The sequence below is a fragment of the Thalassotalea sp. Sam97 genome, assembly GCF_041379765.1.
GTDB lineage: Bacteria > Pseudomonadota > Gammaproteobacteria > Enterobacterales > Alteromonadaceae > Thalassotalea_A > Thalassotalea_A maritima.
Genome location: NZ_CP166919.1, coordinates 686,891 through 712,595 on the forward strand (window position 1 = coordinate 686,891; position 25,705 = coordinate 712,595).

20 protein-coding genes and 1 pseudogene are annotated in these 25,705 nt (G+C 42.7%); 12 read left to right on the forward strand and 9 right to left on the reverse strand.

What is annotated here, in order from left to right:
- Nucleotides 1-2: 2 nt before the first annotated feature.
- The 8 genes from ACAX20_RS03015 to ACAX20_RS03050 all read left to right on the forward strand — a co-directional run bounded on the left by ACAX20_RS03015 (nt 3) and on the right by ACAX20_RS03050 (nt 7,077).
- Complete coding sequence (locus tag ACAX20_RS03015; RefSeq protein ID WP_371188487.1) at nt 3-1,208, forward strand: NADH:ubiquinone reductase (Na(+)-transporting) subunit B; 1,206 nt, start codon at nt 3-5, stop codon at nt 1,206-1,208.
- Nucleotides 1,201-1,971: a Na(+)-translocating NADH-quinone reductase subunit C gene (locus ACAX20_RS03020; protein WP_371188489.1), complete on the forward strand. Its 771-nt coding sequence runs from the start codon at nt 1,201-1,203 to the stop codon at nt 1,969-1,971. Before ACAX20_RS03015 ends, ACAX20_RS03020 begins: the two co-directional genes overlap by 8 nt.
- The gene (locus ACAX20_RS03025; protein ID WP_371188491.1) at nt 1,971-2,597 is read left to right on the forward strand and encodes an NADH:ubiquinone reductase (Na(+)-transporting) subunit D; all 627 of its coding nucleotides are present in this window, start codon (nt 1,971-1,973) and stop codon (nt 2,595-2,597) included. The genes ACAX20_RS03020 and ACAX20_RS03025 overlap by 1 nt, the downstream gene beginning before the upstream one ends.
- A gap of 5 nt (nt 2,598-2,602) precedes the next feature.
- Nucleotides 2,603-3,226, forward strand: a complete 624-nt coding sequence (gene nqrE / locus ACAX20_RS03030) for an NADH:ubiquinone reductase (Na(+)-transporting) subunit E (protein ID WP_371188493.1) — start codon at nt 2,603-2,605, stop codon at nt 3,224-3,226.
- A gap of 58 nt (nt 3,227-3,284) precedes the next feature.
- Complete coding sequence (gene nqrF / locus ACAX20_RS03035; RefSeq protein ID WP_371188495.1) at nt 3,285-4,511, forward strand: NADH:ubiquinone reductase (Na(+)-transporting) subunit F; 1,227 nt, start codon at nt 3,285-3,287, stop codon at nt 4,509-4,511.
- 160 nt (nt 4,512-4,671) lie between these two features.
- Nucleotides 4,672-5,703 carry an FAD:protein FMN transferase gene (locus ACAX20_RS03040; protein ID WP_371188497.1) on the forward strand — a complete coding sequence of 344 codons (1,032 nt, stop codon included), beginning with the start codon at nt 4,672-4,674 and terminating at the stop codon, nt 5,701-5,703.
- A gap of 26 nt (nt 5,704-5,729) precedes the next feature.
- A complete protein-coding gene (nqrM, locus tag ACAX20_RS03045) occupies nt 5,730-5,951 on the forward strand; it encodes a (Na+)-NQR maturation NqrM (protein WP_371188499.1) in 222 nt (73 codons plus the stop codon).
- Nucleotides 5,952-6,498: 547 nt separating this feature from the next.
- Nucleotides 6,499-7,077 (forward strand): CAP domain-containing protein, encoded by a 579-nt coding sequence (locus ACAX20_RS03050; RefSeq protein ID WP_371188501.1) that lies wholly within the window; start codon nt 6,499-6,501, stop codon nt 7,075-7,077.
- A gap of 142 nt (nt 7,078-7,219) precedes the next feature.
- Here the strand turns inward: ACAX20_RS03050 and ACAX20_RS03055 are convergent, their stop codons facing one another.
- The 3 genes from ACAX20_RS03055 to ACAX20_RS03065 all read right to left on the reverse strand — a co-directional run bounded on the left by ACAX20_RS03055 (nt 7,220) and on the right by ACAX20_RS03065 (nt 11,187).
- Nucleotides 7,220-8,818 carry an AbgT family transporter gene (locus ACAX20_RS03055; RefSeq protein ID WP_371188503.1) on the reverse strand — a complete coding sequence of 533 codons (1,599 nt, stop codon included), beginning with the start codon at nt 8,816-8,818 and terminating at the stop codon, nt 7,220-7,222.
- Nucleotides 8,819-9,583: 765 nt separating this feature from the next.
- Nucleotides 9,584-10,135, reverse strand: coding sequence for a DUF4136 domain-containing protein (locus tag ACAX20_RS03060; RefSeq protein WP_371188505.1), 552 nt, complete (start codon nt 10,133-10,135; stop codon nt 9,584-9,586).
- A gap of 251 nt (nt 10,136-10,386) precedes the next feature.
- Entirely contained in the window at nt 10,387-11,187 is an 801-nt protein-coding gene (locus ACAX20_RS03065; protein WP_371188507.1) for a MaoC/PaaZ C-terminal domain-containing protein, read from the reverse strand.
- 435 nt (nt 11,188-11,622) lie between these two features.
- On the opposite strand from ACAX20_RS03065, the gene dinB reads away from it, so the two are divergent.
- The 3 genes and pseudogenes from dinB (at nt 11,623) to ACAX20_RS03080 (ending at nt 15,185) form a co-directional block, all read left to right on the forward strand.
- Nucleotides 11,623-12,705, forward strand: coding sequence for a DNA polymerase IV (dinB, locus tag ACAX20_RS03070; protein WP_371188509.1), 1,083 nt, complete (start codon nt 11,623-11,625; stop codon nt 12,703-12,705).
- Between the two features lie 168 nt (nt 12,706-12,873).
- A complete protein-coding gene (locus tag ACAX20_RS03075) occupies nt 12,874-13,725 on the forward strand; it encodes an MBL fold metallo-hydrolase (RefSeq protein ID WP_371188511.1) in 852 nt (283 codons plus the stop codon).
- A 135-nt stretch (nt 13,726-13,860) separates the two neighbouring features.
- A pseudogene (locus tag ACAX20_RS03080) lies at nt 13,861-15,185 on the forward strand (IS4 family transposase).
- Between the two features lie 50 nt (nt 15,186-15,235).
- Here ACAX20_RS03080 and ACAX20_RS03085 read toward each other — a convergent pair.
- The 3 genes from ACAX20_RS03085 to serB form a co-directional block, all read right to left on the reverse strand.
- Nucleotides 15,236-17,503: a DPP IV N-terminal domain-containing protein gene (locus tag ACAX20_RS03085; protein ID WP_371188513.1), complete on the reverse strand. Its 2,268-nt coding sequence runs from the start codon at nt 17,501-17,503 to the stop codon at nt 15,236-15,238.
- 131 nt (nt 17,504-17,634) lie between these two features.
- Nucleotides 17,635-18,996: a DNA repair protein RadA gene (gene radA, locus ACAX20_RS03090; protein ID WP_371188515.1), complete on the reverse strand. Its 1,362-nt coding sequence runs from the start codon at nt 18,994-18,996 to the stop codon at nt 17,635-17,637.
- A 125-nt stretch (nt 18,997-19,121) separates the two neighbouring features.
- Entirely contained in the window at nt 19,122-20,111 is a 990-nt protein-coding gene (gene serB, locus ACAX20_RS03095) for a phosphoserine phosphatase SerB (RefSeq protein WP_371188516.1), read from the reverse strand.
- Nucleotides 20,112-20,294: 183 nt separating this feature from the next.
- On the opposite strand from serB, the gene ACAX20_RS03100 reads away from it, so the two are divergent.
- Nucleotides 20,295-20,921 (forward strand): AhpA/YtjB family protein, encoded by a 627-nt coding sequence (locus tag ACAX20_RS03100; protein WP_371188518.1) that lies wholly within the window; start codon nt 20,295-20,297, stop codon nt 20,919-20,921.
- Nucleotides 20,922-21,129: 208 nt separating this feature from the next.
- Here the strand turns inward: ACAX20_RS03100 and ACAX20_RS03105 are convergent, their stop codons facing one another.
- The 3 genes from ACAX20_RS03105 to prfC all read right to left on the reverse strand — a co-directional run bounded on the left by ACAX20_RS03105 (nt 21,130) and on the right by prfC (nt 25,480).
- Nucleotides 21,130-21,948: a TatD family hydrolase gene (locus ACAX20_RS03105; RefSeq protein WP_371189562.1), complete on the reverse strand. Its 819-nt coding sequence runs from the start codon at nt 21,946-21,948 to the stop codon at nt 21,130-21,132.
- A 188-nt stretch (nt 21,949-22,136) separates the two neighbouring features.
- Entirely contained in the window at nt 22,137-23,876 is a 1,740-nt protein-coding gene (argS, locus tag ACAX20_RS03110) for an arginine--tRNA ligase (RefSeq protein WP_371188520.1), read from the reverse strand.
- 23 nt (nt 23,877-23,899) lie between these two features.
- Nucleotides 23,900-25,480 (reverse strand): peptide chain release factor 3, encoded by a 1,581-nt coding sequence (gene prfC, locus ACAX20_RS03115; protein ID WP_371188522.1) that lies wholly within the window; start codon nt 25,478-25,480, stop codon nt 23,900-23,902.
- Between the last annotated feature and the right edge of the window lie 225 nt (nt 25,481-25,705).

Sequence of the window (25,705 nt, forward strand, 5' to 3'; positions counted from 1 at the left end):
TCATGGGCTTGAAAAAGTTTATTGAAGACATCGAGCCGCATTTTGAAAAAGGCGGCAAACACGAGAAGTGGTTCGCTTTATACGAAGCCATTGCTACGGGTTTATTTACCCCTGGTTACGTAACCAAAGGTAAAACTCACATTCGTGACAGCATCGACTTAAAACGTATCATGATCACTGTATGGTTAGCGGTTTTCCCTGCCATGTTCTTTGGTATGTTCAACATCGGTCATCAAGCGGCTGAAGCATTAGCGGCTGGTTACGCATTAGCTGATACTTGGCAGGTGAGTCTGTTCAGCATGTTTGGTGCAGAGTTAACCGCGCAATCGGGCTGGTTCGTTAAGATGCTTTACGGTGCGTGTTTCTTCCTACCTATCTACCTGACAGTATTCATTGTTGGTGGTTTCTGGGAAGTAATGTTTGCTGCAGTGCGCAAGCACGAAGTTAACGAAGGTTTCTTCGTAACCTCAATCTTATTTGCGCTAATTTTACCGGCAACCATTCCATTATGGCAGGCAGCCCTAGGTATTACCTTCGGTGTGGTTATCGCTAAGGAAATCTTTGGTGGTACGGGTAAAAACTTCTTAAACCCGGCGCTTGCTGGTCGTGCGTTCTTATTCTTCGCATACCCTGCAGAAATCTCTGGTGACCAAGTATGGGTTGCTGTTGACGGTTTCTCTGGTGCAACCGCTCTTGCGGCAGCTGCTGTAGGTACGTTTGAGTATGCACCTATCTTCTCACAAGATTGGTTAAACGCATTCTACGGTTTCATTCCAGGTTCAGTTGGTGAAGTATCTACCTTAGCAATCTTCATTGGTGGTGCATACATCTTGTACAAAGGTATTGCTTCATGGCGTATCGTATTGTCAGTGTTTGCTGGTATGGTAGCAACGGCGTTCTTATTTAACGCTATTGGCTCAGATACTAATGCTATGTTCGCTATGCCATGGTACTGGCACTTAGTATTAGGCGGCTTTGCTTTTGGTATGATGTTCATGGCGACCGACCCGGTAACTATGTCATTTACTAACACTGGTAAATACTTCTTCGGTGCCCTTGTTGGTATCATGGTGGTTCTAATCCGTGTAGTTAACCCAGCATTCCCTGAAGGTATGATGTTAGCAATCTTATTCGCTAACTTATTCGCACCGCTATTTGACTACTTCGTGGTTCAGTCAAACATCAAACGGAGACTTGCACGTGTCTAATAAAAAAGAAACTTTTGGCAAAACCGTTGGCTTTGTTGTTGCAGTATGTTTGGTTTGTGCTGCGTTAGTATCGATCTCTGCGGTACAGCTAAAACCACTACAAACAGCCAATAAGCTACTTGATAAGCAAACTAAAATCTTAGAAGCTGCTGGTCTACTAGACACTGCTGGTAAAGATATCGTTGGTACATACAACAAATACGTTGAAGCGAAAATGATTGACGTTGCAACGGGTGAGTATGTTGAAGGTAATCCAGAAATGTTCGACGAGCGTCGTGATGCTCGTGATAATGCATTATCTTCAAAGCCTGAAAACGATATCGCTGGTATCAACCGTCGTGCTGACTCACAAGTTGTGTACTTAGTGAAAAACGATGCGGGTACTGTTGAGAGCGTTATTTTACCAATCGTTGGTTCTGGTCTTTGGGATCTTATGTACGGTTTCATTGGTTTAGATACAGACCTTAACACCGTTAAATCTGTTGTTTACTCTGACCACAAAGAAACTCCGGGCCTAGGTGCGGAAGTTATGAATCCTAAGTGGAAGGCGCTATGGCCAGGTAAAAAGCTGTTTGATGAAAACGGTGACATTGCTATCCGTTTAGTTAAAGGCGGCGCAAAAGCGGGCGACATCCATGGTGTTGACGGCTTATCTGGTGCTACTTTGACCAGTGTTGGCGTAGAGAAAACAATCCATTTCTGGTTAGGCGATGAAGGCTACGGCCCATACATTGCTAAAACTCGCGAAAAGGGGCTTAACTAATGAGTGATGTATCAACAAAACAAGTGTTAACGAAACCTATCGTTGACAACAACCCAATTGCTTTACAAGTACTGGGTATTTGTTCTGCCCTAGCGGTAACCAGCTCAATGGCTAACGCTTTGGTAATGAGCCTTGCGGTAATTTTGGTAACAGCGTTCTCTAACTTGTTTATCTCTATTATTCGTAACCACATTCCATCAAGCGTACGTATTATCGTGCAAATGGCGATTATCGCGTCATTGGTAATCGTCGTTGACCAAGTTCTTAAAGCGTTCTCTTATCAGCTTTCTAAAGAACTATCGGTATTCGTTGGTCTAATCATTACCAACTGTATCGTAATGGGTCGTGCAGAAGCGTTTGCGATGAAAGAAAAGCCAGTGGTATCTTTCATGGATGGTATCGGTAACGGTTTAGGTTACGGTTTGATCCTAATGCTAGTTGCTTTCTTCCGTGAATTATTAGGTTTCGGTACCGTATTCGGTATTGAAATTCTTCCATTGATTCAAAACGATGGCTGGTATCAAGCTAATGGTCTTCTAGTACTACCATTTAGCTCATTCTTCATCATTGGTTTAATCATCTGGGCAATTCGCCAGTGGAAACCAGAGCAAGTTGAGAAGGACTAAGCGACATGGAACATTACATTAGCTTATTTATTAAAACGATTTTTATCGAAAACATCGCCCTAAGCTTCTTCTTAGGTATGTGTACTTTCCTTGCGGTATCAAAGAAAGTTAGCACAGCTATAGGTCTTGGTGTTGCGGTAGTTGTGGTTTTAGGTATCGCGGTACCTGCTAACCAAATCATCTACCAAGCGATTTTGGCACCAGGTGCGCTTGATGGCGTATTAGGTATCACAGATCCTGCTGAGTCGGTTGACTTATCATTCTTGTCGTTCATCACTTTTATCGGTGTTATCGCGGCATTAGTACAAATCCTTGAGATGGTACTAGATAAGTTCTTCCCACCGTTATATAACGCGTTAGGTATCTTCTTACCACTGATCACCGTTAACTGTGCGATCTTTGGTTCGGTATCGTTCATGGTTGCTAAAAACCTAACGTTAGGCGAGTCAGTAGTATACGGTATTGGTTCAGGTATCGGTTGGGCATTAGCTATCGTTCTTCTTGCGGGTATTCGTGAGAAGATGAAGTACTCTGATGTACCTGATGGCTTGAAAGGTTTGGGCATTACGTTTATCACGACTGGTTTGATGGCTTTTGGCTTCTTATCATTCGGTGGTATTTCGTTATAAGGTTAATGCGGCTAGGGAGTGCAAGCTCCCAAGCAAGATGTTTTAAAGGAAAACAACTATGCAAGAAATTATTCTAGGCGTAGGTATGTTCACCGCTATCGTTGTCGCTTTGGTATTGGTAATCCTATTTGCCAAGTCGAAGTTGGTAGCAGAAGGCGATGTAACAATATCAATTAATGGCGACCCTGAAAAAGCAGTAACGACTGCTGCAGGTGGCAAATTACTTGGCGCATTAGCTGACCAAGGTATTTTCATACCGTCTGCCTGTGGTGGTGGTGGTACTTGTGGCCAGTGTCGTGTACACGTTCATTCTGGTGGTGGTGATATTCTACCAACCGAGCAAGGTCATATCACTAAGCGTGAAGCGAAAGAAGGCTGTCGTTTATCATGTCAAGTTGCTGTTAAGCAGGACATGGATATCGAAATCGAAGATGAAATCTTCGGTGTTCAGCAATGGGAATGTGAAGTTATCTCTAATGATAACAAAGCAACATTCATTAAAGAACTTAAGCTTAAGATCCCTGACGGTGAAGTGGTACCATTCCGTGCTGGTGGTTACATTCAAATTGAAGCTCCTGCGCACCACGTTAAATACTCAGAGTTCGATATTCCTGAAGAATACCGTCCTGACTGGAACCACTTTGGTTTCTTCGACGTAGAGTCAAAGGTAGACACAGATACGTTACGTGCTTACTCAATGGCTAACTACCCAGAAGAAGAAGGCATCATCATGCTAAACGTTCGTATCGCGACACCGCCTCCGGGACGTTTACATTTACCTGCTGGTAAAATGTCTTCTTACATCTGGAGCCTTAAGGCTGGCGATAAAGTGACGATTTCTGGTCCATTTGGTGAGTTCTTCGCTAAAGATACAGATGCAGAAATGGTATTCGTTGGTGGTGGTGCTGGTATGGCGCCAATGCGTTCGCACATCTTCGATCAGCTTAAGCGTCTTCAATCTAAGCGTAAGATTTCGTTCTGGTACGGTGCTCGTTCTAAGCGTGAAATGTTCTACGTAGAAGATTTCGACGGCCTAGCAGCAGAAAACGACAACTTCCAGTGGCATGTAGCTCTTTCAGATCCTCAACCAGAGGACAACTGGGAAGGTTACACAGGTTTCATCCACAATGTATTGTATGAAAACTACCTGAAAAACCACGAAGCACCAGAAGATTGTGAATTCTACATGTGTGGGCCGCCAATGATGAACGCGGCTGTTATCGGCATGTTGAAAGACTTGGGTGTTGAAGATGAAAACATCCTACTAGATGACTTCGGTGGTTAATCGAACTTATCAATAAAAAGAGCGCCTTAGAGCGCTCTTTTTGTATCTACGGGATTTTATGTGTAAGCAAGTGAGGCACTAAGGTTATTGTGTTTCACTGTCTTCTTGTTATGTTTTCGCTTATAATCCGCTCGGTTTTTATTCACTGGAATTAATAGACATGCGCGCATTCATTCAAAATATTGTCTTAGCAACGATGCTGTTAATGCTTCTGGCTTGCTCCGAAGCACCCGAGCAGGCTAAGTTGCAAGAATTGCAGCTATCAGGTCGAACCATGGGGCCTATTGTTTATACGGTTAAGCTCGTCGCCAATAAACAACAGCTTGAAGACACACAAGTTGCAGAGCAGGTTGATCAGTTATTAAAGAAAATTAATGGCCAAATGTCGACTTATGATCCTAATTCGGAGTTATCGGCATTTAATCAATATCGTGGTTTTGAAGCGCGTTCAGTATCACCAGAGTTACATAAAGTGTTAGCCGAGTCGATTAGGCTAGCAGAGATTACTCAGGGCGCGCTAGATGTTACCGTTGGCCCATTGGTTAATTTATGGAGCTTTGGCCCTGAGAAGCGCCCTGAGCGCGTGCCAAGCGATGAGTTAATTGTTAGCACTAAGCAACATATTGGCATTGAGAAAGTTCAATTGAATAACGCTATGCTGGCAAAAACTGATGCGCAGGTTTATGTTGATTTATCGGCAATCGCCAAAGGTTTTGCAGTAGACATGGTTGCCGATTTTCTCGAAGAACAAGGATATCATAGCTATCTGGTTGATATTGGCGGTGAAATGCGCCTTAAAGGACAAAAGTTTAACGATAAAGACTGGCGTATTGCGGTTGAAAAGCCAATTTCTGGGACAAGGGCGGTACAAAAGGTTATAATCCCGGGCGATAATGCCGTGGCAACTTCCGGCGATTATCGTAACTATTTTGAAGACAATGGTGTGCGTTATTCTCACACCATCGATCCTGCAACTGGCTGGCCGATTAACCATAAATTGGTTTCGGTGACGGTGGTACATCCATCGGCGATGACTGCTGATGGTTTAGCAACAGCCATTGAAGTTATGGGCCCGGAAAAAGGCTTAGCTTTTGCCCAAAAGCACCAATTTGCGGTTTACTTAATTACGAAAGACGGTGACGATTTTATCGAAACCATGAGTGATACGTTTAAGCAGTATCTGGCTGAATAATGTTTGCCAGCTAAACGAGATATATTATGACCTTATTTTTATTAACATTCGGCTTTTTCATGGTTATCGTTGTCGCGATGGCTATTGGTTATATTTTGCAGAAGAAAACCTTAGCAGGTAGCTGTGGTGGTTTAGGCTCTATCGGTATCGATAAGGCCTGTAACTGTGATAACCCCTGTGAGAAACGTAAAGAGCGTGAACGCAAAGCAGCGTTGAAAGAAAACGCCATAGATATTAAAAATATCTAAGCTAATACAGTGAATCAATGAAAAAGCCCCGATAATTAACGTTGTCGGGGCTTTTTCATTGTGACTAGAGCGTGTTGATTTTTTGAGGTTGTTTTTGCAGCAATTTATGATGTTTTTATACAAGGCAGAGCTTATGTTGTGTGGTTACTCCACATAAGTAATTGATAAAACAGTAGAAAGGCGTCATAAAAGCTGTCCTTTGGATTCGTTTAAATGCATTTTTTTCATTGTTACTTGCTCTGTGCGTAGAATAACTATGCGTATCACAAGTGCCGCGATAAAAATGCATTTAATTCGAACAAAATTTAACCCTAAAAGATCAACACGCTCTAATTAATTTATGGCAATAAACGGCGACGCTATTAAGTAAACTTAATTAACAACGATGCGTTATTTAGAACACGTCAATTTATAAGCCGGGCATCGGCTCGATAATGGCCGACTATGCTTGCTTGTTGTTTATCTTTGCGCTCGGTGTTACGGTTGTATTTGGTTGACTGACACTAAGGTTTATATGCGTCGTAAAATGATAGGGGCTTGCTGCTCGATGCTAATGATATCAACGGCAGTGGCTGAGCAGTTGCCACGTTGCGGTAACAGTGAATCAGCGGCACGCCTGTTTGCCCTTGTTGTGGATGATTCAGAGCAGCGGAGAAAGGTGATTCGTTGCAATAATACCCTAACCCTACTAGCTGAGCAGAAAGCCGCTAAAATGGCGGATTTTGGCCTCGTTGCCCATAACTTAGGTGGAAGTCCTAACGTATATTTACGAGAGAACGGTTATGAGTTGCCGAGTTATTATGGTAATACATTTAACAGTAACCAAGTTGAAGCTATTGCAGGAGGCTACAGCTCAGCTGCTGAAGTATGGCAAGCATTTAAGCGCTCAAGTCAGCATCGTCAGCATCTATTGGGGGAGCATCCGTTGTACCTTGAGCAAGATGAAATAGGTGTCGCCTTTGTTAAAGATGTTAGCGCCCCTCATGTCGAATATTGGGTGGTGTATTTAACTAAATCAGGTGTCTCAAACAATAATGATGAGCAAGCGGCTGATAGCACATCGCAACAGTCTTTCAAAAATAGTGACTCAATACCCAATAAAAATATCGCTATTTTGACTCAATAATAAGTCGTAATTGTCACTCACAGAGCAACGTGAACATTTTGTAGCCTAGTTCTTTACGATTATCGGTCTAAATTTTTTGTCCCGTCCGCAAATACAAAAGCTCGCAAACTTGCGAGCTTTTTTAATGGTCAATTGACGACTGCTAACCTGCTGGATAGAAGGTTGGTGCACCTGGGCCTACAGGCATGCCAAACAAAAATACCCATAAGTAGAAAAGTGTCGACCAACCGATGATAAAGAATATGGTGTAAGGCAACATTGTCGCGATTAAGGTACCAATGCCAAGATCTTTCTTGTAACGAACCGCTACTGCTAGGATCAAACCAAAATAGCTCATCATTGGCGTGATAAGGTTTGTTACAGAGTCGCCAATTCGGTAAGCGGCTTGAATCACTTCTGGTGAATAACCTACCAGCATTAGCATTGGGACAAAAATTGGTGCAGTGACTGCCCATTGCGCAGAAGCACTACCTAACATTAGGTTGATAAAGCCGCACATCATGATGAAGATAATAAACAGCTCTGGACCGGCCAGTCCCATTGCTTGAATTAATTGAGAGCCTTTAATCGCTAAGATAGTGCCTAAGTTTGACCACTTAAATAAAGCGACAAATTGCGCAGCAAAGAACACCAACACGATGTACATACCCATGGTATTCATGTTGTCGCTCATAGCTTTTATCACGTCGCGGTCGGTGCGCATGGTGCCGGCAAAGCGGCCATATACGTAACCTGGAATAGCAAAGGTGACGAAAATAAAGGCAACAATACCTTTTAAGAATGGTGAGTTTTTCACTTCGCCTGTTTCAGGGTGACGCAAAATACCCCATTCAGGGACGATGGTTAATGCTAAAACACCACATAAGGCGATAAAGGTTAAACCGGCCATTTTGAGCGCTTTACGCTCTTTATCGGTTACATCTTCAATCTTTTGCGCATTAAGGTCGATTGATGCTTCATCTGGGTTATATTGACCTAAACGCGGTTCGACAATTTTTTCGGTAACAAAGGTACCTACAGCGGAGATCAAAAATACCGAAATAAACATAAAGTAATAGTTGGCTTCAGGACCGACATTGTAACCCGGTTCGATCAGTTGTGCTGCAGCACTGGTGATGCCTGCAAGCAACGGGTCTACTGTACCTAACAGTAAATTAGCGCTGTAACCGCCAGAAACACCTGCAAAAGCAGCAGCAAGACCCGCTAACGGGTGACGCCCTAGGGAGTGGAAAATCATTGCTGCTAATGGAATTAGTACTACGTAACCAAGCTCTGAGGCTGTATTTGAAACAATACCAGCAAAGACAATCGTAAAGGTTACCATCTTTTTCGATGAGCCCATAACTAACGTGCGCATCGCGGTTTCAAGTAAGCCTGATTTTTCAGCGATGGCAACACCAAGCAAAGCAACCAATACCGTTCCTAGCGGTGCAAATCCGGTAAAGTTAGTGACTAAGTTGGCTACGATTTTTTGTAAGCCTTCAGCACTGAATAAGTTTACAACGCTGATCACACCATCGGCAGCGCGGCCAGGTGTACCCTCAGGTCGAGGATCGATAACGCTAAGATCAAATAAACTGGCAATACCACTGACTGTAATAATGAAAAGACAAAATAAGGCAAACAGGGTGATTGGATGTGGTAAACAGTTACCAAGCCACTCTACGCCAGCTAAAAATTTATTAAATGCAGATGATTTCTTTTCAGAATTATGCAAATTACCTAGTGCTTCATTAGACATTGAGTTTCCTATGTTTACAGCGTTAGGGGTCAGATAAAAGCCTGTTACTCGTTGGTTTTCTTATCAGCAAATACGTGTGTCTTTATTATTTTTTGTTTTATGTGGTTGCTCATATATTAACCAAACGCTTACTTTATTGGCTTTTAATAAAAATATCGAGAGAATATACAAAATCCGACAAAGAACTACAAATTAACAACATCATTGTCATCTTCGGAGAAGTAGAGGGTAGTTGGCTTGTTTTGTTGATAAAATCAGCGATGTGCGGATAATTTATTGCATAAATAGTTGCTTTGTGACCTGCTCGTAATAACCCTGTGAGCATGGTGTAAATCTTTGTTTGCAAAGGTTGTGAGTTAAATATTTAACTTTTTTAACAATATTTTGTATTTTTTTAATCCAATCCCTGACTTTATTACTTTTAAGTTATGAATACCCCAAGAAAGCCCTATAACGCTAGCAATAATTAACACGACGAGGTTGAGCTCGGATATCTGCAGACAGACAATGCCAGCGATAACCAAACTGATGAATATCGGAGCTAACACAATATGTGCGGTCAACATTAATTTGCTGAATATCGGCATGGAATAGGGGCACCTATAATGGATTGTTACTTATGGCTGAATGTTTTAATACTAAGGTATAAATGTCGCTCTAGTTATATCTATATGTTATATGTTTTTCCAGCGATGCAGGGATGGTTAGCCAAGTTGGGTAACCATAATGGCGACTCTTCACCGTAACTTGCTAAAACGCTTATCGTTATAACGGTGGGAACTGCTTTAAGATATTGGCAACAGTTTTATTGATACGCAATTGTCGCTCTTCAGGGGTATCAGATTGCGGATAACTCATTTGATCATTGCCACGCCAAATCAGCTTACTGTTTTGATACATGGCAATAGAGATTTCAAGGTAGGCGTCATCGCCACCGATAGGGATCGTAGTGCCAATGCCGATACCCGTCGACATGCGTCCACTGCGACTGCCACTACCAATGCCAATACTAATGGACGAATTTGATGGCTTGTCGGTTGAGAAGCTACTGTAGCGTACTTGCATATCCGCGTTGGTATCAACTTGGCGGAATGATTTTTTGTCGAGCTCGCTGATAATAGCGAGCTGGATGCGTTCGTTTAACAACTCGTTCTGAAGTTGTTTTAGAGAGTTTTCATTGACGAATTGATATGACGTTAACTGGCTAAAGTCAAAATTAGCTTGGTAATCGGTGTCGGCATTATTGGCGGCGCAACCGACCATGATGAGCAGAAAACCAGTTAAGCCAATGACCCTGATACTCGATAGCTTGCCCATAATCATACTCTAATGAAATCAACTTATAGTTAGAGTATAGATAATAGGGCTGATTACGAGCATATTCGATAGTTTAATCGTTTAGAAAATTTAGTGGGCTAAGTCGTATAGTGGGGGAGGTGCATTGTAATGGCGTGCCTAAATCAATTTTACCGTGCGATGGTTATTAATCGTTGCGGCACGCGCTAAGATGTACAAGTTGCTAGATTTATAGATAACAAGGAGTGTCAGTACATATTCCTAAATATCGTCTATGCTGCGATATCCTTAGATTTTATCTCGTCAAATACTCGCATAGTTAAGTGCAAATCATCACATCCCGAAAATATTTGATATTGACCATCGTTGTTAGCAAAGCCAATATCGGTAGGCAATAGACAAGGCTTCTTAAACTCAAACTTTACTCGCTGGCTATCAATCTTATTGTTATGTAACAGTAAGTGGGCAAAATACATGCCGTGCATAATGGTCCCAGGTAAACCGAATAGTTTGGCAAGGTGATTGGATATATGAATCGGGTTATAGTCGTAACTTATTTTGGCATAGGCCCTAGCAAGTTTTTCATCGACATGCATGCTAGTTGGTTCAACAAAGCATTGTAGGCCTTTGGCAAGCGTTTTAGTGTTGGAGGCTTTAAGTTTTTTCAGCATCGTATTGGTGTTGATGATGCAAACTTGCTCATCTTGAATAAAGCGTGATTCAAGCTGTACCAACTTCCCCATTGGATGACGACGATTTTGTTTCACTTTAACTTCAACTAAAAATGGGCGTTGATAATCAATATCAGCAAGCGCTTTAAACTCAGCTGCTAGGTGGATCATGCCCAGGGGTGCAAATGCAAATTGCTTGTGCGCGAGTGCTTTCATCATCGCTTTAAAACCGGCAATAAAGGCAAAGCTTAAGGGGAGTGGCGCCGTGTCGTCAATCTTATAAAAGTTACGAAAAGCAGTGATTTTTTTCGCCGATAACGCAGCAACAGGGACCTCAACTGTAAATTCGTTAAAAAATACTTTGCGTGGTCTTTTGGTTAGTAATTGTAAATAGTGATACATGCACAGCCTTATCGATGTTTGCTATCCCTGCTTTTTTGAGCGAGTGATTATACGTTAAGCAATTATCAGGGTAAATCTGACCAGTCATATTGCCAACAGCAACTCTGTGTTTGATAACATTTAACACCTTCCGTTTTCATCTAAAGCAATTCTATATCTATAACTATGACAAGAGCTGGTCAATTGAGTTCATGTTGAATTAACCGTGTTTCTCTTTTTGGCGTCTATCCGGTGCTACAGTGCGCTCTCAATCAATTGGCTTTTTCTTTGCTGAGATCCTGTGGTAAGCCCCGAAGCTGTATATAGCAGTATTTGTCTAATTGCCATTATGGTTAGGTATGGTAATATACGGGTACTGTGTTTTTGTACAGCCTTTTGCTTGTGCGGTTATCGTTGTTGTGCAATATGTATTTTGTACAGATATCGGATCTTGTTATGGCGCATCATTTATTTAACAAAAGAAAAATTATCCACGTCGATCTTGACTGTTTCTATGCTGGCGTTGAGATGCGCGATGATCCGAGCCTGCGCAATATTCCTATCGCTATTGCCGGTCGTAGCGAGCGTAGCGTGGTATCAACGTGCAATTATCCCGCGCGTGAATATGGCGTGCGCTCTGCGATGTCGGTTAAACGTGCACTGCAATTGTGCCCTCACTTGACGCTAGTGCCGTCGAGAATGGATGAATATCAAAAGGCGTCAAAGCATATTCGCGAAATATTTCGTCGCTATACGCCCTTTATCGAGCCACTATCGTTAGATGAAGCATATTTGGACGTAACAGAGTGTCGTATATTTGCTGGCAGTGCCACCTTGATTGCCGAGCAAATCCGTCAAGATATTGCCAATGAATTGCAGTTAACGGCGTCAGCAGGTGTAGCGCCTAATAAATTTTTGGCGAAAATTGCATCCGATGAAAACAAACCGGATGGACTGTGTGTGATCAAACCCAGTGAGGTTGAAGCATTTATTAAAGATTTACCGCTGAGCAAAATCCCAGGTGTTGGACCTAAAACATTGGATAAGCTTAACCGCAAAGGATTTCATACCTGTGCCGATATTCGCTCGGCAGACGTGAAAAGTTTAGTACGCCAATTTGGGAAATTCGGTAGTAGCCTGTATCGTCGCGCGCACGGTATTGACGAAAGTCTTGTCGAAACTGAGCGTGAGCGAAAATCATTGGCGCTTGAAACGACACTTATGGAAGATGCTAAGTCGTTTGCAGAGTGTGCTGATGTATTACTGCAACTATTACCTAAATTTAGCGAACGATTAGCAAAACAAAGTGACCGACAAATAAAATCGCAAGGTGTAAAAATTAAATTTGACGATTTTACGCAAACTACTGTCGATAACACAGTCGATCAATTCCAACCTGAATTACTTCACAGCCAACTGAGTAAAGCCTTAGCGCGTGGTGATAACAAACGTGTACGCTTAGTTGGCATACATGTTGGCTTTAAAAGTGAGGTGATTACTGTCGAGGCAGAGCCTCAGCTAAGTTTACAGTTACTCTAATTGATACCGCCTAATAAACGGCTATTTCATTAATTTCTTTGATCTTTTTTTCTAGTTTGCACATAGTTGTTAAGACTCATAATAATTTCGTGTCGTGCAATCAACAGATCTTACCGACAATGACCAAGCGGCAGTCGGTATCTAAGTTAGATAAACTAAGGAACTCAAATGAAGAAATTAATCACATTGGCGACAACTATCCTGTTGAGCTTTCAGGTTGCTGCAGCTCAAGACTTTTCAAACGTGAAAATCAAAACTCAGCAGGTAGCAGGTAATGTTTATATGTTAGAGGGCATGGGCGGCAATATTGGTGTTTTAGCCACTGATGAAGGCTTGGTACTGGTCGATGATCAATTTGCCGGCTTAGCCGACAAAATTGAAGCCGCAATGAAAGACATCAACGATGCGCCGTTAAAGTATGTTGTCAATACTCACTATCACGGTGATCATACCGGCGCTAATGCACACTTTGCTCGACATGCACCAATTTTTGCTCATGAGAATGTTCGCAAGCGTGTTGCTGCCAACGATAAACAAAGCAAGGCTGATTTACCCGTTGTCACGTATGAATCAGGGGTAACGATTTACCTTGCAGATGAAACCATTGAGTTAATGCATTTACCGAAGGGACATACTGACGGTGATTCAATAGTTTATTTTAAAAATGCTAACGTTTTGCATATGGGCGATTTATTTTTTCAAGGTCGCTTCCCTTATGTTGATTTAAACGCAGGCGGTACGGTTAAAGGCTATTTAGCTAATATTAAGAAAATTGCCGAAAGTTACCCTGATGACGTTAAGATTATCCCAGGCCATGGCGCATTAGCCGATAAAACAGAATTAGCGAAGCTTATCGCGATGATAGAATACTCAATCGAACGGGTACAAAAGGCGCTTGATGCGGGGCAAACGGAAGAAGCTATTTTAGCGGCGGGTATTGGCGAGCAATATCAACAATGGAGTTGGGCATTTATTAATGAAGAGCGCTGGTTAAAAACGCTAATTAGCGACTTACAATAGCACTAATCGTGTTGTCGAAATAAAAAGGCTCAGCACTTGCTGTAATGCCGATCAGTTAGGCATTATTAAAAGGATCAGTTGAACGATCCGCACAGTATGTAAAAATCCGATAAACATCGTTTATCGGATTTTTTTATGCACGTATCTCAGGCTCTAGACATCATCAACAACTTCAAGCCCAATCAAGTTGAAACATTGGCAGACATGCTGCCGTTAAAACTCATCGAAGAGGCCTATCAGCTTTCGGATACTGTGACGCTGAGAAAGCGAAAGTTAACTTTAGAATCTATGGCATGGTTACTTGTCGGTATGGCTATTTATAACGACAAGTCTATGGCAGATGTAGTAAACATGCTTGATATTGTTGATAGAGAAGGTAAGCCTTTTGTTGCTCCAAGCGCGCTCACTCAACGTCGAAAGGATTTAGGAGAGGCGGCTGCCAAAGCTTTGTTTGAATGTACGGGACGTCATTGGTATGAACATGCAAAATTACCGACGTGGAATGGGCTAACGTTGTTAGGCGTAGACGGGGTAGTTTGGCGGACAGAAGATACGCCACAGAATAATGAATCCTTCCTTAAGCCAACTAACCGTGATGGTCTTGAAACCCAGTATCCACAAGTACGTATGGTCTGCCAAATGGAATTAAGCAGTCATTTAATTACCGGCAGCGCATTGATTGTTATAGCGTGAATGAAATGGTACTGGCCCAGCAATTAATTGAAACGACACCAGATAATAGTCTGACCCTATTTGACCGTGGTTTTTACTCGCTTGGCTTGCTGCACAAATGGCAAACAACGGGGACTGAACGCCATTGGCTTATACCGTTAAAAAAGAATACTCAATATGAAGTTATACGTAAGTTAGGTCGTCAGGATAAGCTTATCAAACTGACAAGCAATCCCCGAGCGAGAAAACTATTTCCTGAGTTACCAAAAGAGCTTATTGTCCGACTGATATCCAGAACGGTAAAGGGAAAGCAATATGATGTGCTTACATCCATGGTTGACCCTATGCGCTATCCTAGTGCGGACATAGCCGATTTATATAGTCATCGATGGGAAATTGAACTTGGCTACAGGGAGCAGAAGCAATATATGCTTGGCAACAGATTGACATTGAGAAGTCGTCTACCCGAACTCGTCAAACAGGAGCTCTGGGGCGTACTGTTAACCTATAACCTCATTCGGTATCAAATGGTCCAGATGTGCTACAGTCTCAAAGGCGACTATTTACCGTATCAGCTCAGCTTTAATGGCGCGCTTGCTCATATTATGAGATTGCTAGTCGGTCTTCCTTACTCATCGCCAGGCGCAGTTCCACAGCACCTTAAAAGCTTCTATAGTATGGCTGGAAGCCTCATATTAGAACCGAGAAGACAAAGAACATTCCCAAGGAGTGTAAAAAAACGACCTAGTCGTTATCCTAGAAAAAACAATGCCGCTCACCTTAAGTGAACGGCATTACAGCACTTGCTGAGCCTTTTTGTTTGCTGTCGTTGGCAAGTTTATTGCGTTTTTAAACGACGATTAAAGAAGTCTAGAATGGCATGGTTTAAGTGCGTTTTTACCTTCTTACCACGCATACTGTGCTTACTGCCAGGGTAGGTCATTAGCTCAAACTGCTTGTTTGCGTCTTGCATGGCTTTAATTAGCTTAGTTGAGTTGGTAAACAATACGTTGTCATCGGCCATACCGTGGTATAAAAACAACGAGTTTTGCTTATCGTTAAATTGTTCAACATACGGGAATACCGAGCTTAATTCATAACCTTTAGCGTTGGTTTGTGGATGTGATAAATAACGCTCCGTGTAATGAGTGTCGTATAACAACCAATCGGTTACCGGTGCGCCACTAACACCCGCTTTGAAGTAATCGCCGGCTTTAAATAATGCCATAATCGCCATATAACCACCATAACTGTGGCCATAGATACCAATGCGTTGTTTATCGACATACGGAAGGGTATGCAGGAATTTAACACCGCTGATCTGATCATCAAGCTCTACTTCGCCTAGGTGCTTATGAATAGCAAACTCAAACGCCGTACCACGATAGTTTGAACCGCGGTTATCTAATTGAAATACCACATAACCTTGCTGTACTAAGTACTGAGTAAAGTCTAAGCCTTGCCATGTATTGGTAACGCGTTGGGCGTGTGGCCCCCCATAAACGTTGACAATAACAGGGTATTGTTTACCTAACTCTAAGTCTTTAGGTTGATAAAGTTTGTAGTACAGATCGGTTGTGCCATCGCTGGCCTTAATTGAGCCAAACTTTGGTTGTACCAACTCATCCATGTATGGATATGCAGGGTGGCCCTCATCCAACTTATTCTCTTTTAAGAACGTGATCATTTCACCATTGGCTTGATGTAAGCTCACTTGCTTTGGTGTATTGATATTAGAGAACGTATCTATGTAGCTTTGTTTGTCGCTAGCAAAAGCAACAGAGTGGAAGCCACTGCGCTTGCTAACACGAATCGCATGCTTTGGTGATTTACCGTCTAGCGTTACTTTATACAAGTGTTTTTCTAGAGGCGTATCTGCACGACCGGTGAAATAGACATAACCTTGCTCTTCATCTACCGCAACGATTTCATCAACTACCCAGTTACCTTCGGTAAGGCGAGTAATTACGTCACCATCGTAGTCGTAAAGATACAAGTGCTTGTATCCATCGCGCTCAGATGCCCAAATAAACTGTTTACGCGAATCAAGGAAGGTTAAGTCGTCGTTTAAGTTAATCCAATGCTCAGAGGTCTCGGTAATAACTGACTTGCCACGTTTGCCTTTTTGACTCTGGAACATCAGTTTCAGTGTTTGCTGGGCACGATCTTGCCATTGATAAACAATGTGTCGTGAATCTGGAGTCCAGTTAACACGGGCGATGTAAATATCTTTTTCTTTACCCAATGAATAATCTTTAATATCACCATTGCTGACTTTAACGCTGTGCAGACTAACTTCTACATTGTTGGTACCCGTAGCTGGGTAGCGTTGTTCAAATAATTTAATTTCATCGGCATAGATTTCGTTGCGTATTTCAGTGTTAACACCTGATTCGTCGACTTTTAAAAAGGCGATGTGTTTCTCATTAGGTGACCACCAATAGCCGGTCATGCGATCCATTTCTTCTTGGGCAACAAACTCGGCCATACCATTTTTGATAGTACCTTCACCGTCGATTGTCAGCTGCATTTGACGATTGCTATCAAGGTCAATAACAAAAATATCTTGCTCTTTAATGAATGATACATAACGACCTGATGGTGAGAATTTAATGTCTGTTTCAAACGCTTCGTCATTGGTTAAGCGGGTGGCTTGGGCATTAGCTAAATCGTATAGATACAGATCGCCAGCAATAGGGAATAAAATATGCTTACCGTCGCTTGATAAAACATATTCCATAATGCCTGTACCATAGACACGCATACGCTCACGGCGGGCTTTTTCTTCGTCACTTAGCTCTTCTTTACCTTGTGACAAACTGTTTGAGTCAACCAGCAGGGCATGGCTATTCTTACGGATGTCATACTGCCATAAATCGTAGCGGTTAGTATCTTCTTGCTTCGCTTTTAGGTAGGTTACTTTCGTACCATCTGGGCTGTATTTTAATTGTTTGGTGCTTGCCCCGTTTAATGACGGTGCAGAATAAATGCGTTCAATGCTCAACGCAGGCTTGGTTGGTTGTTGGTTACTGGTTTCACTATTGGCATGGGCAGTGCTCAAACCAAATGACAGTAACGATAATGACGTTAACAGAAAGGTTTTCATAGTTACCAAGGTAGAATAATTATACGTAAAATGGCTATTCTACCTTGGCAAGATTGTACTGTCGAAAGCTGATTACAAATTGTTTATGCAATTGTTGTAAAACTTGCGAGACGATACCGACACGGCGCTAGTTAAATGGCTTCGAGTGCTTCGGCAAGTTTACTTACGCCAATTATTTCCATACCATCAGGTGCGTCTTTAGGCATATTCGCTTTAGGCACAATCGCTTTTTTAAAGCCGTGCTTAGCGGCTTCGTTAATGCGCTCTTGCCCCGATGGCACCGGGCGGATTTCACCTGATAAACCAATTTCACCAAAAACGACTAAGTCCCTTGGTAAACTGCGATCGCGAAAACTCGATACCAGTGCCAAAATCAGCGCTAAATCGATACTGGTTTCACTGACTTTGACACCACCTACGACGTTAACAAACACATCTTGGTCATTCATTTGCAAACCGCCATGGCGATTTAATACCGCAAGCAACATCGACAATCGATTTTGTTCTGCGCCCACCACGACACGTCTCGGATTCGCTAGCGCAGAATAGTCAACCAAAGCTTGGATTTCCACCAACAACGGGCGAGTACCTTCCCAAAGTACCATCACCACTGAGCCAGGAGTTTGTTCATCTTGACGGGATAAGAAAATCGCCGACGGGTTTTTCACTTCTTTTAAACCTTGGCCAGTCATCGCGAAAACACCCAATTCATTTACGGCACCAAAACGGTTTTTGTGACCGCGCAGGGTACGAAACCTTGAATCGGTGCTACCTTCGAGCATGATAGAGCAATCAATGCAATGCTCTAATACTTTAGGGCCAGCTAGAGAGCCATCTTTGGTGACATGGCCAACAATGAGCATCGCGACATGATTTTGTTTGGCAAATCGCGTTAAATAAGCAGCTGATTCACGCACTTGCGAGACACTACCAGGGGCTGACTGGATATCGCTCATGTGCATCACTTGAATCGAGTCGATAACCATAATTTTCGGTTTCTCACGGTCGGCAATATTACAAATATTTTCAACCGAGGTTTCCGACAGCATTTTTAACTTATCAGTTTTCAAACCAAGTCGGTTGGCGCGCATGGCTACCTGCTGTAATGACTCTTCACCGGTTACATACAGAGCGCCCATGGTTTCGGCTAGCTCACACATAGTCTGTAATAACAGCGTTGACTTACCTGCTCCAGGCTCACCGCCAATTAATATCGCAGAACCAGGAACGATGCCGCCACCGAGTACTCGGTCAAATTCGACAAAGCCGGAGGTAAAACGTGGCAAATCGGTTAAGTCGATGGCATTTAATACTTGTACCTTTGCCTCAGTTTGTCCGGCATAACCGGAAAAGCTTTGATTCTTTGCAGGCGCTTTTGCTAAGCGTATTTCACTGATGGTGTTCCAAGCTTTGCATTCGGTGCATTGACCCATCCAACGAGGGAAATCTGCACCGCAGTCGTTACACACGTATGCGGTTTTCGTTTTAGCCATGAGATTAGTTAGATTGTTGGGTATGTATAAATGTACAGTTTATATAGAGTCGCCAAGTATGGCAAGACTCTATATACGGTTATCTGTGGCTTGTTTAGCGCAGCAAGAGAAATAGCCTTGCTTAGTTACTTCAAGTAATGTAATAACGTATCTAAACCGGTAATGTTGATTGCCGCACTGGCTTGTTTTAATACAATCGGTTTCGCTTCAAAGGCAACGCCCAAGTGAGCGGCTTGCATCATCTGCAAGTCGTTAGCACCATCGCCCATGGCAACAGTCTGAACGTTAGGAATTTGATATTGCTTGGCTAACTTCACTAAGGTGTCTGCTTTGACCTTTGCATCGGTTATATCACCTAACACTTTGCCTGTTAACTTGCCTTGCTCGATTTCAAGTACATTGGCTTGCGTGGCATCTAAATCAAGTTGCTGTTTCAGTATCTCGGTGAAATAGGTAAAACCACCCGAGGCAACGGCAACTCTCCAACCGTGTTGTTTTAATTCTTCAATCAGCGGTAATAAACCATGCATCAGCGGAATATCACGGGCAACTTGTGCCAAAATCGCCTCATCGGCGCCGGCAAGTGCTGCAACTCTTGCTTTTAGGCTCTCGGCAAAGTCTAGCTCCCCTTGCATGGCTCGTTCGGTAACGGCACTGACCATCTCGCCAACCCCTGCTAATTTGGCAATTTCATCGATACACTCTATCTGTATCGTGGTCGAGTCCATATCCATAACCAACAGGCCCGGTTCTGCGAGTGTTGGCGCATGGCTAAGAAGGGCCACTTCAAACTTATGCTCTAGCGCTAAATCGTTGATGATATCTTTGTATTGGATACATTGATCTGCTACCTGAAAACGATAGCTGCTGCGACCTGAACGATGATTTATCGCGCTAAGGGTAATTTCGTGGCAATCAATCAGTGACAATATCTGTTGGAGCTGCATCGCTGGAGTATCACTAAATAGCACTAATTCAGTTACAGAGCTGGTAGCTGACTTAGTGGTTGTTAGTGCGTCTTCTTCAACAGTAAAGCTGTGAGGTAATGCTGTAATACCATCAAATAATTGCTCAATGGTAGCGGCTTGGACAAGCTTAAGAGATAGGTTTTCCATAACGGTAAATCGTAAAAATCGACAGGTAAAAACAAAAAGTGATTCTATAATCGCAGATTACCCTCTATAGTGTATAGAGCAATGTTGATATTCTTATAACTTTTTTCGGCTTCTGGTGATTGTTAGTGAAAAGCGCTAACAACATATGTGTTATGGTTGCCGATTGATGATCAGTACGAGATTATGTACCCAAAAGTCACGCCTGTTTATGTTAAGCTGTTAGAAATTTGTGCTGCGGTGATCTTGTTGGTCGCTGTGTTGGCACTCTCTGTTGTTGGCACCGATGATGGTGCCGAGACGCTAGAGCAGCACTTTTCACGTATTGCTAATCAGCATTTAGGACAAGCCGTTCATGTTAGTAAGGTTTTGTTAAAGCAAAATGATAAAGGCTTACTGCAAAACTTTGTGCAGTCATTAACAGAATCAGAATTAGTCGAGCAGGCTCACTTGTATGATGCAAGTGGTGAAGTCATAGCACAAAGTAAAGGGGCTAGCTCTGTTAAAACCTTATATGGCTTAGATGCCGGCAGCCGCAATGAAACAGAGCGTTTTTTACCGTTTGTGCAAGAGATCCGCACCGATGAGCTACAAGGCTATTTGCGCTTAACCTTTGAGAAAGAGCAGATTATTGGTGAAGTCAAAGCGCAAATGCAGCAACAATTTGAATACTCGCGAGTCATATTGATTGCGGCGTTAGCGGTTGGCTTTTTATTGACGCGAGGTTTAAGTCGCTTTTCTCGTCATGGCGTCAGGCCTCCTAAAAAAGCCAAAGGCGAGCGGAAAAACAAGGCATCAACACCGTCACGTTAAACGCATTATTTACCGGTTTGTCATTGCTTTAGCCATTGAGCCAATCGCTTATTGCGATACGATTATGGCGATTCGGTAGCTTACATTGTTAAGACTATGTTGCTAGAAACTCTTCTTGGAAATTTTTCCTGTATTCATTAGCACACTTTTAATAGACGCACTGCTTACATGTGGCAACGCTCTTAACGTGTTTGCCTATTGCCAAACGTTAGGCGGTTAATTGGGCGCTTACTTCTGAGTTAAATTGAGTTAATTTAAATACTTGCTCAACATTCATTTCTATTTGCTTAGCCAAATCGACTTCATCTTGCTGGCGCAATTCGGCCAAGCTTGTTAATACTCGTGGTAATTGTTCAGGCGAGTTATGCTTACCTTGAAATCCGTTCAATGGCAATGCTGGTGCATCTGTTTCTAATACAATCGCTTCGATGGGTATTTTGCTCACCGCATCACGAGTTTTGGCCGCTCGTTCGTAGGTAATGGTACCGCCAATACCTAACTTAAAGCCCATATCAATATACGTCATCGCCTGTTGGTAATTACCAGAAAAGGCATGAATAACACCGCCGTGAGTTACCTTGGCTTGTTTGAGTTTCGGCGTGATCAAATGATGGCTTTTGCGGTGGTGAATAACCACAGGCAATTGTTGATTGTTGGCGATCGTTAATTGTGCGCCAAAATAGTGGCTCTGTTTGTCAAGATCATCAATTGCGCCATCAATGCCAATTTCGCCAATTGCGACGAGAGGCTCTTCAGCGGCAAATTGCTCGAGCAACCAAAGGTGTTCATCGGTCGCATCTTCGATCCACCATGGGTGCAAGCCTAGGCATGGATAAGCCTGAGGATGACGTTGACATAAGCCTAATACTCGAGGCCAACGTTCGGCGGTAATTGCAGGGATAATAAAACGCTCTACGCCTTGTTGATAACAGCGTTCGATGAGTATCTCTCGTTCTGCATCGAATTCACGAAAGTCGAGGTGGCAATGGCTATCGGTGAGGACAATTTTATCGCTTATTATAATTATTCTCTATTACGCTAAAATTCATCTTTATTGCATGGTTACTTTGAAGCTAGTTCAAAATTGTTAGTAATGCCAATAATAACAGGCGGTTATTTATCCATACTGATTTTGCTATTGATTTGTGAAAATATATATTTAGCATAAAAAAACGGTGCCGTTATAGGCACCGTTTTTTCGCGATTAAGCGTTGTTTACATGCGTTCCATCACTTCAATACCTAGCAGGTCTAAACCTTGTTGTAAGGTACGGGCGATTAACTGACATAAGCGTAAACGAGATAATTTCACTGGCTCTTCAATCCCCTCTTTTAAGATAGGGCAAGCCTCGTAGAAGCTCATATATAAGCTTGCTAGCTCATATAGGTAACTACACAGTAAGTTTGGCGTACAATCAGCGATGACTTGATCAAGCACTTCTTCAAATTGCATTAACTTAACCGCGAGTGCTTTTTCTTGCGGCGCGTCAATTAACATATCTTGGTTAATGCTTGCGGCATCGATACCTGCTTTTTTGAAGATACTTTGAATACGCGTGTAAGCGTATTGTAAGTATGGTGCAGTCGCGCCTTCAAAGCTCAACATGGTTTGCCAGTTGAAGATATAATCCGAGGTCCGGTTCTTTGATAAATCGGCAAATTTAACCGCACCAATACCCACTTTATGGGCAATTTCTTTACGCTCTTGCTCTGAGAAGTCGGCAATTTTGTCAGCCATAAGTGCTTCAGCACGTGTTACCGCTTCATCAAGTAGCTCAGCCAGTTTCACTGTGCCGCCCGTACGTGTTTTAAACGGCTTACCATCGTTGCCCATCATCATGCCAAATGGGCAGTGATCATAAGCGGTGGTTTCAGGTAAGAAACCAGCTTTGCGAGCGGTAACTTCTACTTGTTTAAAGTGCAATGATTGGCGCGCGTCCGTAAATATGATGATGCGATCAGCATTTAGCTCGCCACTGCGGTAGCGACATGCTGAAAGGTCGGTGGTTGCATATAAGTAACCGCCGCCTGACTTTTGCACGATAAATACTGACGGTTCGCCGGCTTTGTTGGCCATTTCATCTAGAAATACCACTTTCGCGCCTTGATCTTCAACGGCAATATTTTTCGCCATTAACTCATCGATGACTTTTGGTAGATCAGGGTTGTATGCACTCTCACCCATGATGTCGCTACGTTTTAAGGTAACGTTTAGTTTGTCATAGATTTCTTCAGAGTGATGGATTGAGATATCGATAAATTGTTGCCATAAGGTCAAACAATCTGCATCACCACCTTGAAGTTTTACCACGTAGTCACGGGCACGATCGGCAAAACCGTCTTCGTTATCAAAACGAATTTTGGCTTCGCGATAGAAGTTTTCTAGATCGGCTAGAGCAGTTTCGGCAACTTCATTGGCAGCTAGCTTATCGCTAAGGTGCGCTAATAGCATACCAAACTGCGTACCCCAGTCACCCATGTGGTTTTGACGAATAACCTTTTCACCGCGAAATTCAAGAGCACGTACTACCGCATCACCAATAATGGTTGAGCGTAAGTGACCAACGTGCATTTCTTTAGCAAGGTTTGGTGCGGAGTAGTCAACAACAACGGTTTTTGGCTCGCTTGCTTGGCTCACGTTTAATTTAGTGTCTTTGCTAGCGATATCGAGTTGGCTCGATAACCAGTTTTTATCTAAGTGGATATTGATAAAGCCTGGGCCTGCTAATTCGATATTGTCGGCGATGCCATCTAAATCTAAGTTATCAACAACTTTTTGTGCAAGTTCGCGCGGGTTAGTTTTCAGCTTCTTCGCTGCGCCCATAACACCATTTGCTTGATAATCGCCAAATTGCGGACGAGATGAAATACTTACCGCTGGGTTGGTATCTTCTGGTAATCCTGCAGCAATCATCGCCGCTGATACTTTTTCACTTAATAACTGACGGATGTTCATTGTCTGTTTGATCTCTATTATCTTTAATGTTCGCGAGTTTTAAGGAACTCAACCTCAGGGTAGCGCTCTTGCGTTAAGTTTAGGTTAACCATAGTCGGAGCGATATAAGTCAGGTTATCACCACCATCTAACGCTAAATTATCGTAAGCTTTCTTTTCAAATTGCGCCATGATCTTACTGTCGTTACATTGTACCCAACGAGCTGTGGCAACTGAAATTGGCTCGTAGATAGCATCAACGTTGTATTCGGTTTTCAAGCGATGTACAACCACCTCAAACTGCAGCACACCAACGGCACCAACTATCATGTCGTTGTTGGCTAATGGTCTAAATACTTGTACCGCACCTTCTTCAGAAAGCTGGATTAAGCCTTTTTGTAGCTGCTTAGCTTTTAATGGATCTCTTAGGCGAATACGACGGAACATTTCTGGCGCAAAGTTTGGAATACCAGCAAACTTCATTTCTTCACCTTCAGTGAAGGTATCACCAATTTGAATTGAGCCATGATTGTGCAGGCCAATGATATCGCCTGCAAACGCTTCTTCAACGTTGGCACGGTCGCCGGCCATAAAGGTTACCGCGTCAGCAATTTTAACGTCTTTACCAATACGCACCTGGCGCATTTTCATGCCTTTTTTGTAACTACCTGAGCAAATGCGCATGAAGGCGATACGGTCACGGTGCTTTGGATCCATATTGGCTTGAATTTTAAAAACAAAGCCTGAGAACTTTTCTTCTTGTGCTGTAACTTCGCGTGTGTCTGTTTGGCGTGGCTGTGGTGCTGGTGCCCATTGAGTCAAGCCATCAAGCATATGATCAACACCAAAGTTACCCAATGCGGTACCAAAGTAAACCGGTGTTAATTCACCGGCTAAGAACTCTTCTAAATTAAATTCGTGACACGCGCCTTGTACCAACTCCATTTCATCGCGAAGATCTTCGGCAAAGCTACCAATTTTTTCATCAAGCTCTGGGTTATCTAAACCTTTAACAACCACTTTCTCTTGAATGGTATGGCCTTGACCCGTTCTGTATAAAATGGTCTCGTCAGTTAGAAGGTTATATACACCTTTGAACTCTTTACCCATGCCAATCGGCCATGTAATTGGCGCACACTTAATTTTGAGAACTTCTTCAACCTCGTCCATAACTTCAATAGGATCACGAACATCACGGTCCATTTTGTTCATAAAGGTGATGATTGGTGTGTCACGAAGGCGAGTAACTTCCATCAGTTTAATGGTACGATCCTCAACACCTTTGGCGGTATCAATAACCATTAAACATGAATCAACAGCGGTTAAGGTACGATAGGTATCTTCTGAGAAGTCTTCGTGACCTGGGGTATCTAATAGGTTGACTAAGCAATCGGCATAAGGAAATTGCATTACTGAGGTGGTGATTGAGATACCACGATCCTTTTCCATTTCCATCCAGTCGGATTTGGCGTGTTGCCCTGATTTTTTACCTTTTACGGTACCAGCTTGCTGAATGGCTTGACCAAATAGCAATACTTTTTCGGTGATCGTCGTTTTACCAGCATCCGGGTGAGAGATGATGGCGAAAGTACGACGTTTGTTTACTTCCTGCTGCTGAATTGTCATGGTGTTAAGTTACTCTGTATTAAAGCTATTAAAACAAGTGGTTAGCGACTGTTTGTTATTCAGTTTTACGACTAACTCGCGCCGTTTATGAAAAAGCACACAAAAGCGCATTGTATAAAGGCGCAATATTATACAGAAGATAGTAGTCGAGGGCATTAGCTAAGGATAGAAAAGTGATAATTTTTTCAGGTTATTAGTGGTTAAATCGGTGGCTAAAATAGTGCT